The organism is Paragemmobacter amnigenus, assembly GCF_009908265.2.
GTDB lineage: Bacteria > Pseudomonadota > Alphaproteobacteria > Rhodobacterales > Rhodobacteraceae > Paragemmobacter > Paragemmobacter amnigenus.
The window spans coordinates 205,158-218,178 of sequence record NZ_JAAATX020000005.1 but is presented as its reverse complement, the minus strand read 5'-3'; the positions used below and the strand labels follow the sequence as shown (position 1 = coordinate 218,178).

The following is a 13,021-nucleotide window of genomic DNA, read 5'->3' as shown; positions in this document are numbered from 1 at the left end:
CTACCCCATTTTGTCGGCCCGGCCCGGACCCGCCACAAGCACCGGTCAGCGCAGGCGCTGTCCGTCCGGTCCGAAATGGAAGGCGCGCGCGGCGTCCGGCGTCAGGTGCACAGGCTCGCCCACAGCATAATCATGTTCACCGAACAGGCGGACGGTCAGCAGTCCATGCAACTCCGTCCGGACATAGACCAGCGTCTCTCCACCCAGTTTCTCGACATGGGATACGGTTCCGGCGATCCTCCCGCCCTCGCGCGACAATTCCAGATGTTCGGGACGGATGCCTGTCGTCTCGCCCCGCCCGTCCAGCGCCGCGGATTTGAGGAAGTTCATCTGCGGGCTGCCGATGAACCCCGCGACGAAGGTATTGGCGGGGTTGTTGTACAGCTCCATCGGGCTGCCGACCTGCTCCACCACACCGGCGCGCAGGACGACGATCTTGTCGGCCAGCGTCATGGCCTCGACCTGATCATGGGTCACATAGACCATGGTCGCGCCCAGTTCGCGGTGCAGGCGGGCGATCTCGATCCGTGTCGCCACCCGCAGCGCGGCGTCGAGGTTGGACAGCGGTTCGTCGAACAGGAACAGCTTGGGCGTCCGCACGATGGCGCGACCGATGGCGACGCGCTGCCGCTGTCCGCCCGACAACTCGGCAGGGCGACGGTCCAGATAGGGTTCCAGCGCCAGCATGGACGCGGCACGGGCAGTGGCCTGATCGATCCGCGCCCGGGACTCGCCCGCCTGTTTCAGCGCAAGGCTCATGTTGTCGCGCACCGTCAGATGGGGGTAAAGCGCATAGGTCTGGAACACCATCGCGATTTCCCGCTGCGCCGGGGCCTCGTTCGTGATGTCCCGACCGTCCAGCGTGACCGACCCCGCCGAGACATCCTCCAGTCCCGCGATCATCCGCAGCAAGGTGGACTTTCCGCAGCCGGACGGACCGACAAAGACGCAGAACTCCCCCTCGGCCACATGCAGGTCGATGCCCTTGATGACCTCGGTCTTGCCGAAGCTCTTGGTGACCTTGGACAGTGTCAGCGCACCCATGGGCTTTCCTTACAGTTTGACGGGCTGGCCGGACCGGACGCTCTCGTCGGCGGCCAGACAGATGGCAAGCGACTGGACGGCGTCCTCCATATGGCGGCTCAGGTCCATGTCCTCGGTGATGGCGCGCGCCATGAAGGCCTGCTCACGCTCGCACAGCTCCTGATGTCCGGGTTCGTCGGCCATGCTCAGATCCTCATCCGGCTGCCCCACACGGTGCACGCGGATGGTCGAGGTCTTGGTATGCGTGTCGTGATCGTCGGACCGCGCGCTTTCGGGCATCCGGATGGAGACGGCACCGTTCGGGCTGACAACATCCTTCACGAAAAAGGCGGTGTCCGACATCATCGGTCCCCAGCCCGCCTCGTACCAGCCCAGACTGCCATCCGCGAACAGCACCTGGAAATGACCGTAATTGTACATGTCCGGCGCGATCTCGTCCGACAGGCGCAGCCCCATGCCCCGAACCTCGACCGGCTTTGCATCGGTGATCTGGCACATGACGTCGACATAATGCACCCCGCAATCGACGATGGGGGACGTGGTCTGCATCAACGTCTTGTGCACGTCCCATGTCGGACCCGAGGATTGCTGGTTCAGGTTCAACCGGAAGACATACGGCCCGCCCAGCGCCCGTGCCTCGGCGATCAGCCGCATCCAAGACGGATGGTGGCGCAGGATATAGCCGACGACGAGCTTGCGGTTATTCGCCTTGGCGCAATCGACCACGCGGCGGGCATCCGCGACGGTGGTCGCCAGCGGCTTTTCGACAAAGACATGCGCGCCCTGTTCCATCGCCATGACCGCGTAATCGGCATGGCTGTCGGAATAGGTGGAAATGTTGACGAGATCAGGTTTCAGCCGTGTCAGAGCCGCTTTGTAATCCGGTTCGATGGCATAACCGGCCATTGACGCGTCCAGTTTCGGTTCCGACCGGTTCACCAGACCGACAAGGTCAAAGGCCGGGTCGCGGTGATAGGCCAGCGCGTGGCTGCGCCCCATGGTCCCAAGGCCGGCGACGAGGGTGCGGATCGGGGTGCGGATGGTCATTTGACGGCTCCTGCGGTGATGCCGCGGATCAGCTGGCGCGAGAAGATCAGGTACAGCACCAGCACCGGGACAATGGCGAGAGAGAGGGCAGAAAGAACGGCGTTCCAGTTGGTGACGAACTGCCCGATGAACACCTGCGACCCCAGCGTGATCGTCTTGGTCTCTTCCGACGGGGCAAGGATCAGCGGGAACCACAGGTCGTTCCAGATCGGGATCATGGTGAACACCGCCACCGTCGCCATGGCAGGACGCACCAGCGGCAGGACCAGGGTGAAGAAGATGCGGTATTCCGACAGGCCGTCGATCCTTCCGGCGTTCTTCAGGTCGTCCGAGACAGATCGCATGAACTCCGACAGGATGAACACCGCCAGAGGCAACCCCTGCGCCGTGTAGACAAGGATCAGCGCGGTCAGCGTATTCACCAGACCGGCCGAAACCATGAGCTCGAGGATCGCCACCGTGCCAAGACGGATCGGGATCATGATCCCCAGCGCCAGATAGAGACCCATCAGCAGATTGCCGCGGAACCGGTATTCCGAAAGGGCGAATGCCGCCATCGCCCCGAACAGCAGGACGAAGAACAGGCTCGCCACCGTTACGGTCATGGAGTTGAGGAAGTACTGGAAGAAATCCCCCTGCTCCAGCACCGTGGTATAGCCCACCAGATCCCAGTTCCCCGGCATCGGTGGCATCAGCGGCTCGGCAAAGATCGCGCGGCGGGATTTGAAGCTGTTGATGACGATGACAAAAACGGGAAACAGCGCGATCAGCGTATAGGTCAGCAATATCGCATGGGCGGCGATGCTGCGTCCGGCATGGGTGCGGGTCTTGGCCATTCCTGCCCCCTCAGAACTGATAGCGGCGCAGCCGCGTCTGGATGCCGAACAGATAGATGCACACACCCACAAGAATGATGCCGAACATGGCCGTCGCGATGGCCGCGCCCATATGCGGGTCACCCAGTTGCAGCTGGAAGCCGAAGAAGGTGCGGTACAGGAAGGTGCCAAGGATATCGGTGCTGAAATCCGGCCCCGCCAGCGCACCCTGCGCCACATAGATCAGGTCGAAGGCGTTGAAGTTGCCCACGAAGGTGAGGATGGATATGATCCCGATGCTGGGCAGGATCAGCGGCAGCTTGATCTTCCAGAACTGGCTCCACCCCGTCAGGCCATCCATTTCGGCCGCCTCGATCACGTCGTCAGGGATGGACAGCAGGGCAGCATAGATCAGCATCATCGGGATGCCCACGAACTGCCAGACGGAGATCAGGGCCAACGTGGTCAGCGCATATTCCTCCTTGCCCAGCCACGGCGCGAACAGCGACTGCAACCCGACCGCGCCCAGCATCCCCGGCGCGATGCCCCAGATGGGGGACAGGATCAGCTTCCACACGAAGCCCACGATGACGAAGGACAGGATGGTGGGGATGAAGATGGCCGTCCGGTAAAAGGCCGCCATCCGCAGGCGGGGGGATGACAGAAGCGCGGCCAGCAGGATGCCGATGGGGTTCTGCACCAGCATATGGATGATGAAGAACCAGCAATTGTTCCACAACGCGTTCCAGAAGGCACCCGACCAACGCGGGTCGCCGAACAGCGTGGCGAAATTCGCCAGTCCGACAAAGATGCGGTTCTGGCCATCCAGATTGTAAAGCGACAGGTTCAGCGTCCCGAAAAGCGGGATGATCATGATGGCCGTATAGACCAGCACGGCAGGCGCCAGAAACACGCCGATATGCCAGCGGACGGGCCTGCGCGAAGCCATCTGCCTGCCTCCTTCATCTCGGGACAAATACCCCCGGGGGGGGGTCCGGGGGGGCAGGCGGCCCCCCCGGTGCTGTCAGGTCAACCCGCGCTTATTTCTGCGGTTCGTACCAGCTTGCCAGCCCGTCCTGCAGGCGCTTGCCCGCATCCGCAGGCGTCTCGGTCCCCTTGATCACGTTGGCCGAGGCGTTCCACGTCTCGTTCTCCAGGTTCGGGGTGCCGCGCGACAGGATCTGGTAGGTGGACCGGATCGTCGACTGGCACTTGCCGCGCCAGGACACGAATTCCTGCGCCAGCGGGTCCTGCATTTCCACCGGGGTGGAGTTCAGGCTGAAGAAGCCGGGCAGCGCGTTCGCGTAGAGCGTGGCGAATTCCGGGCTGCCGACCCATTCGAGGAAGGTCTTGGCTGCCTCGGCATTCGGTGATTTGGCGTTCATGCCGATCGCGATGTCGGTATGGTCCGAGATATAGCAGGTGTCGCCAGCCGCGGCGACCGGCGGCGGGAAGGCGCCCATGGCGAACTGCGCCTGCGCGTTGAAGCCCGAGATCTCCCACGACCCCGCCGGATAGATCGCGGCACGGCCAAGGGTGAACAGGTTCTGGCTGTCCGGATAGGTCTGGGCCTCGAAGCCGTCACCCAGATAGTCCTTCCAGCGGGCCAGTTCCTCGAACGGGGCGACCCATTGCGCGTCCGTCAGCTTCTGTTCGCCCTTGATCAGCGCCAGACGCCCTTCTTCGCCCTTCCAGTAGTTCGGCCCGATGTTGTTGTAACCCATCGTGGCGGCTTCCCACTGGTCGTTGGTGCCCATTGCCATCGGGATGTAGGTGCCGTCGGCCTTGATCTTGTCCAGCGCGGCGAAGAATTCGTCGCGGGTGGTGGGCACTGCGATGCCCAGCGCGTCGAAGGCGTCCTTGTTGTAGATGAAGCCGTGGATCACCGATGCCATGGGCACGCAGAAGGTCGCGCTGCCGTCATCCGTCTGCCATGCCGATTTCGCCACCGGCGAGAAATTGGCCATGGACGCCAGCCCCGACAGGTCCGCCAGATGCCCCTGATTGTAGAGTTCAAGCGAGGCGTCGAAGGGACGGCAGGTGATCAGGTCACCGGCGCTGCCCGCCGCCAGCTTGGAGTTCAGCGCGGCGTTGTATTCGGCGGGGGCGGTGGGCGCGAAGACCACCTTGATACCGGGATTGGCGGCCTCGAAGGCCGGAATGATGGTGTCCTGCCAGATCGTAAGGTCGTCGTTGCGCCAGCTTTCGATCGTCAGCGTCACATCCTGCGCCGACGCCGCGCCACCCAGCAGGGTGGAGGCGAGAAGCGCGAAGCGGAAGGTCTTGGTCATTGATCAACTCCCTATTGATGGCCTTATGCGTTCAAAGCGGCGAGGGCCGGGCCGATTGCCCCCCCGCTGTTCGTCAACTCTGCCTCTGCCCGTTCGGCCGAGGCGCCGGCGGCAATCAGCACCGCCGGTTTCACCGCCCCGCCCGTCTGGCGCAGCGCGTGTTTCGCCATGTCCATGTCGCACCCGGAAATCCCCGCCACGATGCGCGCCGCGCGCTCGGTCAGCTTGGCATTGTCGGCCACGAGATTGACCATATACCCGTCATGGACATGGCCAAGCAGGCACCCCATCCGCACCGACAGCATGTTCAGCGCCACCTTCTGCGCCGTGGCCGCCCCCATGCGGGTGGACCCGTTCACCACCTCGGGTCCGGTATCCAGAAGCACCGGAATGTCGCTGTCCCGCAGCAGCGCCGAGCCCGCGACATTGGCGATGCCGACCACCGTCACCCCCGCCTCGCGCGCAAGCGCGGCCACGACCAGCGTGTAGGGTGTGCTGCCAGAGGCGGAGAGGCACAGGACCGTATCGCCGCGCACGAGGCCTGCGGCACGGAAATCCGCCCGGGCCAGTGCAGGGTCGTCCTCGACCGCACCGGTCATGTGAAGCAGCGCCCCGGCGCCCCCCGCAAAGAGGACCGGCGTCCGCCGGGGCGGAATGCCGAAGGTTCCCGCCAGTTCCAGCGCATCCGCCAAAGCCATCAGCCCCGATGAACCGGCCCCCGCATAGCCCAGCCTTCCCCCGCCGCGCAGACTTTCGGCGGCGGCGGTCGCGGCGGCATCTATCGCGGCAATGGCAGGGCGCACCATGGACAGCGCCGCGAGTTGCGCGTCCAGCAACCGCGACAGGGCATCAGGCCCCGACAGGGCATGCAGCCCGGCGGAATGGGGATGACGGGCCTCTGTCGGGCGGTCGGCCATGTGATTCCTCCTGCGTCACCGACAATGCCAAAACAATACCAATTGTAAAGCATCTTTCCATTTTGCAGGTGCAGCAAAGGATTTGCGGCAGAAATCTGCAAGGTTCTTTCCATTTGGTATTGTTTTGGTATCTTTATTGGCGAAAGGGATTCGCCATGCAGCTGTTCTTGGGCATTGATGGGGGCGGCACGGGCTGCCGCGCGGCCGTGGCCGATGCCGCAGGTGTGGTGCGCGGGCGGGCCGAGGCGGGGCCCGCCAACATCGCCTCTGATCCGCAGGGGGCGGCGGACAATATCCTCAGGGCCGCCACGGCCGCACTGGATGCGGCGGGCGGTGGACAGGTGGTCGCGGCAGGGCTCGGTCTGGCGGGGGCCAATGCCGCAGGAGCGGCGGACAGGTTGCGCGGGGCCCTGCCCTATCGCAGGGTCGCCGTGGTTACGGACGCAATCACGGCCGTGAAGGGCGCGCTGGGGACGGGGGACGGGATTGTCGCGGCGCTGGGCACCGGATCGGTCTTCGCAGCCCAGCGCGGCGGGACGATCCGCCAGATCGGCGGACGCGGGCTGGTTCTGGGGGACGAGGCGAGCGGGGCATGGATCGGTCGCGCCATCCTGTCCGCCGCCTTGCGCGCGACCGACGGCTATGCGCCGATGACGCCTCTCCTTTCCGCCCTGCTGGCCGAGGCGGGCGGTGCCGACGGGGTGGTTGCCCTGTCCCTGCGGGCGCGGCCCGTCGATCTTGCCGCCTTCGCGCCCCGCGTCGTCCAAAGCGACGATCCGGCGGCGCTGTCGGTCATGGAACAGGCCCGAAAGGATGTGATCGCAGCGGTGTCCCTGCTTGCGGGGAACGATGACCTTCCGGTGGTATTCCTTGGCGGGCTGGGTCCGGTCTTTGCCGCAGGGATGGCGGATCGCTTCCGCATCCAGACAGCGCAGGGCACGGCCCTTGACGGCGCACTCATGCTCGCGCGCGAGGCGGCGTGATGGAACGGCTCTTCTCTCCCGACGGGTTCGAAGAGGTGGGGTCGGGTCCGCTCTATCTGCAATTGCAGCGGCGCATTGCCGATGCCATCGGGTCGGGTCGCCTGAAACCGGGGGACAGCCTGCCACCGGAACGCGACATGGCCGCGCTGACAGGGCTAAGCCGTGTCACGGTCCGCAAGGCGGTCGAGGGGCTGGTGGCCTCGGGGCAGCTTGTGCAAAAGCGCGGGTCCGGCACCTTTGTCGCGCAACGGGTGGAACGTCTGGAACAGGCGCTCAGCCTGCTGACAAGCTTTACCGAGGATATGGCGCGGCGCGGCAAAAGCGTGGAGTCGGTCTGGCTGGCGCGGGGACTGCACGCACCGGCACCGGAAGAGGTGATGGCGCTCGGTCTTGGCGCGGGGGACCGCGTGGCGCGGCTGGAACGGGTGCGGCGGTCCGATGGCGTGCCGCTGGCCATCGAACGCGCCTCGCTTTCGGCGCAGATCCTGCCGGAACCGGAAGGGGTGGAAGCGTCCTTGTATGCCGTGCTCCAGTCGCGCGGACTTCGCCCCGTGCGCGCCGTGCAGCGGATCTCTGCCGCCAATCTGGGCGCGCGGGACGCGGAATTGCTGGGCGTGCCGACAGGTGCGGCAGGATTGCGGATCGAACGGATCGGCTATCTGCCGGACGGGCGCGTGGTCGAGTTCACGCGTTCGCTCTATCGCGGTGACGCCTATGACTTTGCGGTGGAACTGAAGCTTGCCCCTGACGCAGAAAGGACCGGACCATGACCAGCCATATGGCGCGCGAGGTGGCCGAGATTCCGCAGGCCGCAAGACGGTTTCTGGACGACTCGCGCCCCGCGCTTCAGGCAGCGGCGGCAGCGATGCGGACGGTCGATCCCGCCCTGATCGTGACGGTGGCGCGGGGATCATCGGACCATGCAGCGACCTACCTGAAATATGCGGTCGAATTGCTGGCCGGTGTTCCGGTCGCCTCGGTCGGGCCTTCGGTGGCGTCGGTCTATCACAGACCCCTGCGCCTTTCGGGGGCGGCCTGCGTCGGAATTTCCCAGTCCGGCCGCAGCCCCGATATCGTCGAGATGATGCGCGCCGCAGGGGAGGGTGGGGCGCTGTCCATCGCGATCACAAATTTCGCTGACAGCCCGATGGCCGAGGTCTGCGCGCATTGCCTTCCGCTGCTTGCGGGTGTGGAACAGTCCGTTGCCGCGACCAAGACCTTCGTCACCTCGGTTCTGGCGGGTCTGGCTCTGGTGGCCGAGTGGCGCGAGGATGCGGCACTGCGCGCGGCGGTGGCGACATTGCCCGATGCCTTCGCCGAAGCGTTGGCGCTGGACTGGTCGCCGCTGGCAGCACGCATGGCGCGGGCGCAGTCGGGCTTTGTGCTGGGACGGGGTCCCGCCTTTGCCATCGCCAGTGAATGTGCGCTCAAGCTTAAAGAGACATGCGGTCTCCATGCCGAGGCCTATTCCGCAGCGGAAGTTCTGCACGGACCCTCTGCAATCGTGCAGGCGCATTTTCCCGTTCTGGCGCTTGCGGTCGAGGATGCGGCACAGGCCGGAGTCATACAGACAGCGGTACAGCTTGCGGCACAGGGAGCGGACGTGTTCGTGACGGGGGTCGAGGCTGCGGGTTGCACCACGCTACCTTCGGTCAAGGGGCTGCACCCGCTGGTCGCGCCACTGGTTCTGGCCGTCGGCTTCTATGCCTTTGTCGAAGCCTTGGCCCGACGGCGCGGCTTCGATCCGGACACCCCGCCACACCTTCGCAAGGTGACGGAGACGGTGTGATGGGACGGGTCTCTTTCACCGGAGCAAGGGTTTTCGACGGCACAGATTTCCAGGACGGCGCGCTGGTCGTCGAGGACGGCGTTGTGATCGGCTATGGCCCGCCCGAGGGGCATGTCGTCAACCTTCGGGGCGGCATCCTTGCCCCCGGTTTTCTTGACCTTCAGGTGAACGGATCGGGTGGTCTGGCTATAGACGGATCAACGGATCGGGCAGTGTTAGAGACTGTTTGTACGGTTCAGGCACGGCTTGGCGCGACAGGTTGCCTGCCAACCCTGATCACCGACAGCTATGACGCCACGGCGCGGGTGGTCGAGGCAGGGATTGCCGCGACAAAGGCGCAGGTACCCGGTTTTCTTGGCCTGCATCTCGAGGGCCCGCATCTGGACCCTCGGCGCAAAGGGGCACATGACGCAGCCCTGATACGGCAGATGACGGAACGCGATCTCGCTCTCGTGCTCGAGGCGGCGGCGGAACTGCCCGCCCTGATGGTCACCGTCGCGCCAGAGTCGGTCACGACCGACCAGATTGCCACCATGGCTTCGGCAGGGGTCATCGTCTCGCTTGGTCATACCGACTGCACTGCGGCAACGGCACGGTCAGCCTTCGCCGCAGGTGCGCGCTGCACCACGCATTTGTTCAACGCCATGAGCCAGTTGGGCAATCGCGAGGCGGGGATGGTCGGCGCCGCCCTTACGGCTGACGGGTTCGCCGGACTGATCGCGGATGGCATTCATGTCGACCCCCTGACACTGCGTGTGGCCTTGGCGGCCAAACAGGACGGGGTTTTCCTTGTGTCCGACTGCATGGCGCTGGCTGGGACCGGGGCCACAGAATTCCACCTTGGCGGCCGCCGCATCCTGCGGGAAGGGGGACGCCTGACGCTTGAGGATGGCACCTTGGCTGGCGCAGACCTCACGCTGCCGCGCGCGGTGCAGGTGCTTGTCGAGGCCGTGGGCATCCCGTCGGGGCGTGCGCTGGCTATGGCCACAACCATTCCCGCCTCTGTGATCGGGCGCGGGGATCTGGGCCACCTGCGCATCGGGGCGCAGGCGGATCTGGTTCATCTGGGGCCGGATTGGACGCTTTGCGGGGTCTGGCGGGCTGGCGTCGCTGCCTAGACCTCGGCGAAGGCCGCGCTGCCATCGGCGAATTCTGCAATCACCAGATCGCCCCAAGGCGGCATCCATTCGCTGTGGAAATGCGTGTTTTCCGGCAGGATCAGAGACGTTTCCTGCACGTCCTGTCCGTTCACGGTCAGCCGCAGCAACGCCGCATCCGACTTCCACCGGATCGTCAGCCGACGTTGCCCATCGCCCAGCGGTTCCGCGTTCAAGACCAGCACGGGGGCAGGCGCCTCTGCCTGCGGCAGGGAACGGGAAGGCGCAAGACATTCAGCCGGCAATCGCGACGGGGCAGAGCGGTAAGTCCCCGTCGCCTCGAAGGCCGTAGCCACTTGCAGCAGGGCCGCGTCATCCCATGCGCGACCCGCAAAGGTCAGGCCCGCAGGCATTCCGGTATCTTCCATCACGCCCATCGGGACGGTGACCGTGGGAATCCCCAGATGCCGGATCGCCAGATTACCATTGGCAACCCAGACGCCATTGGCCCAAGCCCGATCAAAGGAAGCGGGGTTCACATCGGCGTCGGCAGGGCCGACATCGGCCACCGCCGGAAAGACCACGGCGTCCAGACCAAGTGAATCCATCCATTCTTCAAGATCACGGCGGCGCGTCTCCTCGAGCGCGCGGAAACCGTCGGCCAGATGGGGAATGGTGCGGAAATCTGCGACGGGATTGGCGCGGGCATAGGCGGGATAGGTCCCGATATCATCGTCGAACCCGTCATAGCGGTCAGGCAATGCCCCCTTGGGCAGCGGGAAGATCAGCTTCCCGTCCACCTGGGCCAGACGGTTCAGTTGCGGGTCACCGTTGGCGGCAAGAAAATCGTCCCAGGACCAGACCGACAGATCAACGATCTCGCGTCTGAGATATTCCGGGGAGACCAGCCCACGGGTGCGGATCGTGGGGGCACCCGGGCGATCGCCTTCGTAATTGGTGATGACCGGGAAGTCGGTCACGACAATGGTCGCGCCCGCCGCCTCGATCGCTGCGCGCGCCTGTTGCCACAGGGCGATGATGGAGGGACGGGTGTCTATCCTCTGCCCGGTCGGCCCGCCGATCCCGGGGTGCCCGGCCGTTCCGGCAAGCGGGTCAGCGTTTATATACATGGCCGGAACCCCGATCCGCTTGCCCTTCAGCGAGGCATTCGCGGCCAGCGCGGGATAGGACGGCGGTCGGACATCGCTGCTTTTCGGGATCGCTACCCAGGGCTGGCTGCGCCAGAGATCGCCGCGCGTTTCGGGATCATCCGCGACGATCACATCCAGAAGGGCCAGCATGTCCGACATGTTGCGCGTGTGCGGAACCACCACATCCATCGTCGGGACCAGCGGCCAGTTTCCCCGCACCGAGATGATGCCGCGCGACGGGGTATAGGCACACAGGCCGTTATTCGCGGCGGGCGCACGCCCCGAGGACCATGTCTCCTCGCCCAAACCGAAGGCGGCGAAACTGCCCGCCGTGGCGGTGCCCGAACCATTGGAGGAACCGGATGCATAGGCCGCGGTAAGGAAGGCAGCGTTATAGGGGCTTTCGGCGCGGCCATAGACGCCGCGCTGCATCCCGCCATTCGCCATGGGCGGCATGTTGGTCAGGCCGACCAGCACGGCACCTGCCGCACGCAGGCGCGCAATGGCAAAGGCATCGTCCTTGGCAACAAGCCCGGCAAAGGCAGGTGAGCCGGACGCGACGGTCAGACCCCTGACCTTGTAGCTGTTCTTTGCTGTGTAGGGGATTCCGTCCAGCGGACCCAGAGTTTGGCCCCGCGCGCGGCGCAAATCGGCGGCGCGAGCCTCTTCGAACATCGCGGGGTTCAGGACGGGGACGGCGTTCAGCGCGATCCCATGGCGGTCATGGGCCGCGATCCGGGCGAGATAGGCCGCTGTCAGCGCGACAGTGGTGGTGCGGCCTGCATCCAGCGCGGCGCGCAGGTCGGCAAGGGAAGCTTCGACGATGTTCATGTCAGCGGTTTCGGTTGCTGCTGGGTGATGCAATGGACGCCGCCACCGCGGGCAAAGAGTTCCCGCGCGTCGACGGGTATGATCCTCCGCCCGGGATAGGCGGCGGCGAGGATGTCTGCCGCGCGCGCATCCGCCTTTGCCTCGCCGAAGGCGCAGGCGATGACCGCGCCATTGATGACAAGGTGGTTCACATAAGACCAGTCCACGAAACCGTGGGCATCGGTCTGGGTATCCGGTGCGGGCAGGTCGATCACCTCCAGCCGACGGCCCTTGGCGTCTGTTGCGGCCGCGAGCAAGGCACGGATGTCCCGCATCGTGGCATGGTCGGGGTGACCGGTGTTTTCCTGTGCGTGGACCAGAACCTTGCCCGGAGCGGGGAAGGTGGCCACGATATCGACATGGCCGCGGGTTCCGAATTCCTCGTAGTCCCGGGCAAGGCCACGGGGAAGCCAGATTGCCTTGGACGTGCCGAGGGTGCGCGTCATCTCTGCCTCGACCCGCAGAGCATCGGCCTGGGGGTTTCGTTCCGCGCCGAGCTGGACGGTTTCGGTCAGAAGGATGGTGCCTTCGCCGTCGACATGGATGCCGCCACCTTCGTTCACCAGAAGCGAAGGGATCACCGGTACGCCTGCGAGATCGGCCACAAAACGCGCAAGCCCCCGGTCATGCGTGGCCGAGGTCCAGTCGCCCCCGCCCCAGCCATTGAAAATCCAGTCCACCGCAGCAAGGGACCCGTCATCGGCATGGACGAAGGTGGGACCGGAATCGCGCATCCAGAAATCGTCGATCACACGCTCGACCGTTTCGATCTGCGCTGACAGCATCCGCCGCGCGCGGGCGGATTCGGACGGATCCACGATCATGGTGACCGGCTGGAATTCCGCGATGGCATGGGCGACGGCGGTCCAGGCGGCATAGCCAGACTCACGCTCTGCCACAGTCGTACCGAGGGTGGCTCCCTCTCGGGGGAAGGCCATCCAGATACGGTCCTGTGGCGCGGTTTCGGGGGGCATGGTCCAGGTCATGGCAAGCTGTCCGTTACGGGTGAAATGCGGT

General features: G+C 65.3%; 12 protein-coding genes. 4 read left to right on the top strand and 8 right to left on the bottom strand.

Features of this window, described 5'->3' with window-relative positions; translation table 11 throughout:
- Positions 1-45: 45 nt before the first annotated feature.
- The 6 genes from GU927_RS08790 to GU927_RS08765 form a co-directional block, all read right to left on the bottom strand.
- A complete protein-coding gene (locus GU927_RS08790) occupies positions 46-1,044 on the bottom strand; it encodes an ABC transporter ATP-binding protein (protein WP_161762040.1) in 999 nt (332 codons plus the stop codon).
- 9 nt (positions 1,045-1,053) lie between these two features.
- Positions 1,054-2,091, bottom strand: a complete 1,038-nt coding sequence (locus tag GU927_RS08785; protein WP_161762038.1) for a Gfo/Idh/MocA family protein — start codon at positions 2,089-2,091, stop codon at positions 1,054-1,056.
- Positions 2,088-2,927: a carbohydrate ABC transporter permease gene (locus GU927_RS08780; RefSeq protein ID WP_161762037.1), complete on the bottom strand. Its 840-nt coding sequence runs from the start codon at positions 2,925-2,927 to the stop codon at positions 2,088-2,090. Before GU927_RS08780 ends, GU927_RS08785 begins: the two co-directional genes overlap by 4 nt.
- Before the next feature lie 10 nt (positions 2,928-2,937).
- The gene (locus tag GU927_RS08775; RefSeq protein ID WP_161762036.1) at positions 2,938-3,855 is read right to left on the bottom strand and encodes a carbohydrate ABC transporter permease; all 918 of its coding nucleotides are present in this window, start codon (positions 3,853-3,855) and stop codon (positions 2,938-2,940) included.
- A gap of 91 nt (positions 3,856-3,946) precedes the next feature.
- Positions 3,947-5,197 carry an ABC transporter substrate-binding protein gene (locus GU927_RS08770; protein ID WP_161762035.1) on the bottom strand — a complete coding sequence of 417 codons (1,251 nt, stop codon included), beginning with the start codon at positions 5,195-5,197 and terminating at the stop codon, positions 3,947-3,949.
- 23 nt (positions 5,198-5,220) lie between these two features.
- Positions 5,221-6,114, bottom strand: coding sequence for an N-acetylmuramic acid 6-phosphate etherase (locus GU927_RS08765; protein ID WP_161762034.1), 894 nt, complete (start codon positions 6,112-6,114; stop codon positions 5,221-5,223).
- 155 nt (positions 6,115-6,269) lie between these two features.
- Here GU927_RS08765 and GU927_RS08760 point away from each other — a divergent pair, with 155 nt between their 5' ends.
- From GU927_RS08760 to nagA, 4 genes are read left to right on the top strand one after another with little or no spacing between them, the layout of a single operon-like run.
- Entirely contained in the window at positions 6,270-7,097 is an 828-nt protein-coding gene (locus GU927_RS08760; protein WP_161762033.1) for a BadF/BadG/BcrA/BcrD ATPase family protein, read from the top strand.
- Positions 7,097-7,867 carry a GntR family transcriptional regulator gene (locus tag GU927_RS08755; protein ID WP_161762032.1) on the top strand — a complete coding sequence of 257 codons (771 nt, stop codon included), beginning with the start codon at positions 7,097-7,099 and terminating at the stop codon, positions 7,865-7,867. The genes GU927_RS08760 and GU927_RS08755 overlap by 1 nt, the downstream gene beginning before the upstream one ends.
- Positions 7,864-8,886: an SIS domain-containing protein gene (locus GU927_RS08750; protein WP_161762031.1), complete on the top strand. Its 1,023-nt coding sequence runs from the start codon at positions 7,864-7,866 to the stop codon at positions 8,884-8,886. The genes GU927_RS08755 and GU927_RS08750 overlap by 4 nt, the downstream gene beginning before the upstream one ends.
- Positions 8,886-10,004, top strand: coding sequence for an N-acetylglucosamine-6-phosphate deacetylase (gene nagA / locus GU927_RS08745; protein WP_161762030.1), 1,119 nt, complete (start codon positions 8,886-8,888; stop codon positions 10,002-10,004). Before GU927_RS08750 ends, nagA begins: the two co-directional genes overlap by 1 nt.
- Here the strand turns inward: nagA and GU927_RS08740 are convergent.
- On the bottom strand, positions 10,001-11,965 hold the full coding sequence (locus GU927_RS08740) for an amidase (RefSeq protein WP_161762029.1): 1,965 nt from the start codon (positions 11,963-11,965) through the stop codon (positions 10,001-10,003). The two genes, nagA and GU927_RS08740, sit on opposite strands and share 4 nt — an antisense overlap.
- Positions 11,962-12,990 carry an agmatine deiminase family protein gene (locus GU927_RS08735; RefSeq protein WP_161762027.1) on the bottom strand — a complete coding sequence of 343 codons (1,029 nt, stop codon included), beginning with the start codon at positions 12,988-12,990 and terminating at the stop codon, positions 11,962-11,964. Before GU927_RS08735 ends, GU927_RS08740 begins: the two co-directional genes overlap by 4 nt.
- Positions 12,991-13,021: the final 31 nt, after the last annotated feature.

What these genes read in the sequence shown, in the direction of transcription:
- GU927_RS08750 (WP_161762031.1), top strand. Translation starts at nt 7,864, where the DNA reads ATGACCAGCCATATGGCGCGCGAGGTGGCCGAGATTCCGCAGGCCGCA.
- GU927_RS08775 (WP_161762036.1), bottom strand. Translation starts at nt 3,855, where the DNA reads ATGGCTTCGCGCAGGCCCGTCCGCTGGCATATCGGCGTGTTTCTGGCG.
- GU927_RS08760 (WP_161762033.1), top strand. Translation starts at nt 6,270, where the DNA reads ATGCAGCTGTTCTTGGGCATTGATGGGGGCGGCACGGGCTGCCGCGCG.
- nagA (WP_161762030.1), top strand. Translation starts at nt 8,886, where the DNA reads ATGGGACGGGTCTCTTTCACCGGAGCAAGGGTTTTCGACGGCACAGAT.
- GU927_RS08765 (WP_161762034.1), bottom strand. Translation starts at nt 6,114, where the DNA reads ATGGCCGACCGCCCGACAGAGGCCCGTCATCCCCATTCCGCCGGGCTG.
- GU927_RS08770 (WP_161762035.1), bottom strand. Translation starts at nt 5,197, where the DNA reads ATGACCAAGACCTTCCGCTTCGCGCTTCTCGCCTCCACCCTGCTGGGT.
- GU927_RS08785 (WP_161762038.1), bottom strand. Translation starts at nt 2,091, where the DNA reads ATGACCATCCGCACCCCGATCCGCACCCTCGTCGCCGGCCTTGGGACC.
- GU927_RS08735 (WP_161762027.1), bottom strand. Translation starts at nt 12,990, where the DNA reads ATGACCTGGACCATGCCCCCCGAAACCGCGCCACAGGACCGTATCTGG.
- GU927_RS08755 (WP_161762032.1), top strand. Translation starts at nt 7,097, where the DNA reads ATGGAACGGCTCTTCTCTCCCGACGGGTTCGAAGAGGTGGGGTCGGGT.
- GU927_RS08780 (WP_161762037.1), bottom strand. Translation starts at nt 2,927, where the DNA reads ATGGCCAAGACCCGCACCCATGCCGGACGCAGCATCGCCGCCCATGCG.
- GU927_RS08790 (WP_161762040.1), bottom strand. Translation starts at nt 1,044, where the DNA reads ATGGGTGCGCTGACACTGTCCAAGGTCACCAAGAGCTTCGGCAAGACC.
- GU927_RS08740 (WP_161762029.1), bottom strand. Translation starts at nt 11,965, where the DNA reads ATGAACATCGTCGAAGCTTCCCTTGCCGACCTGCGCGCCGCGCTGGAT.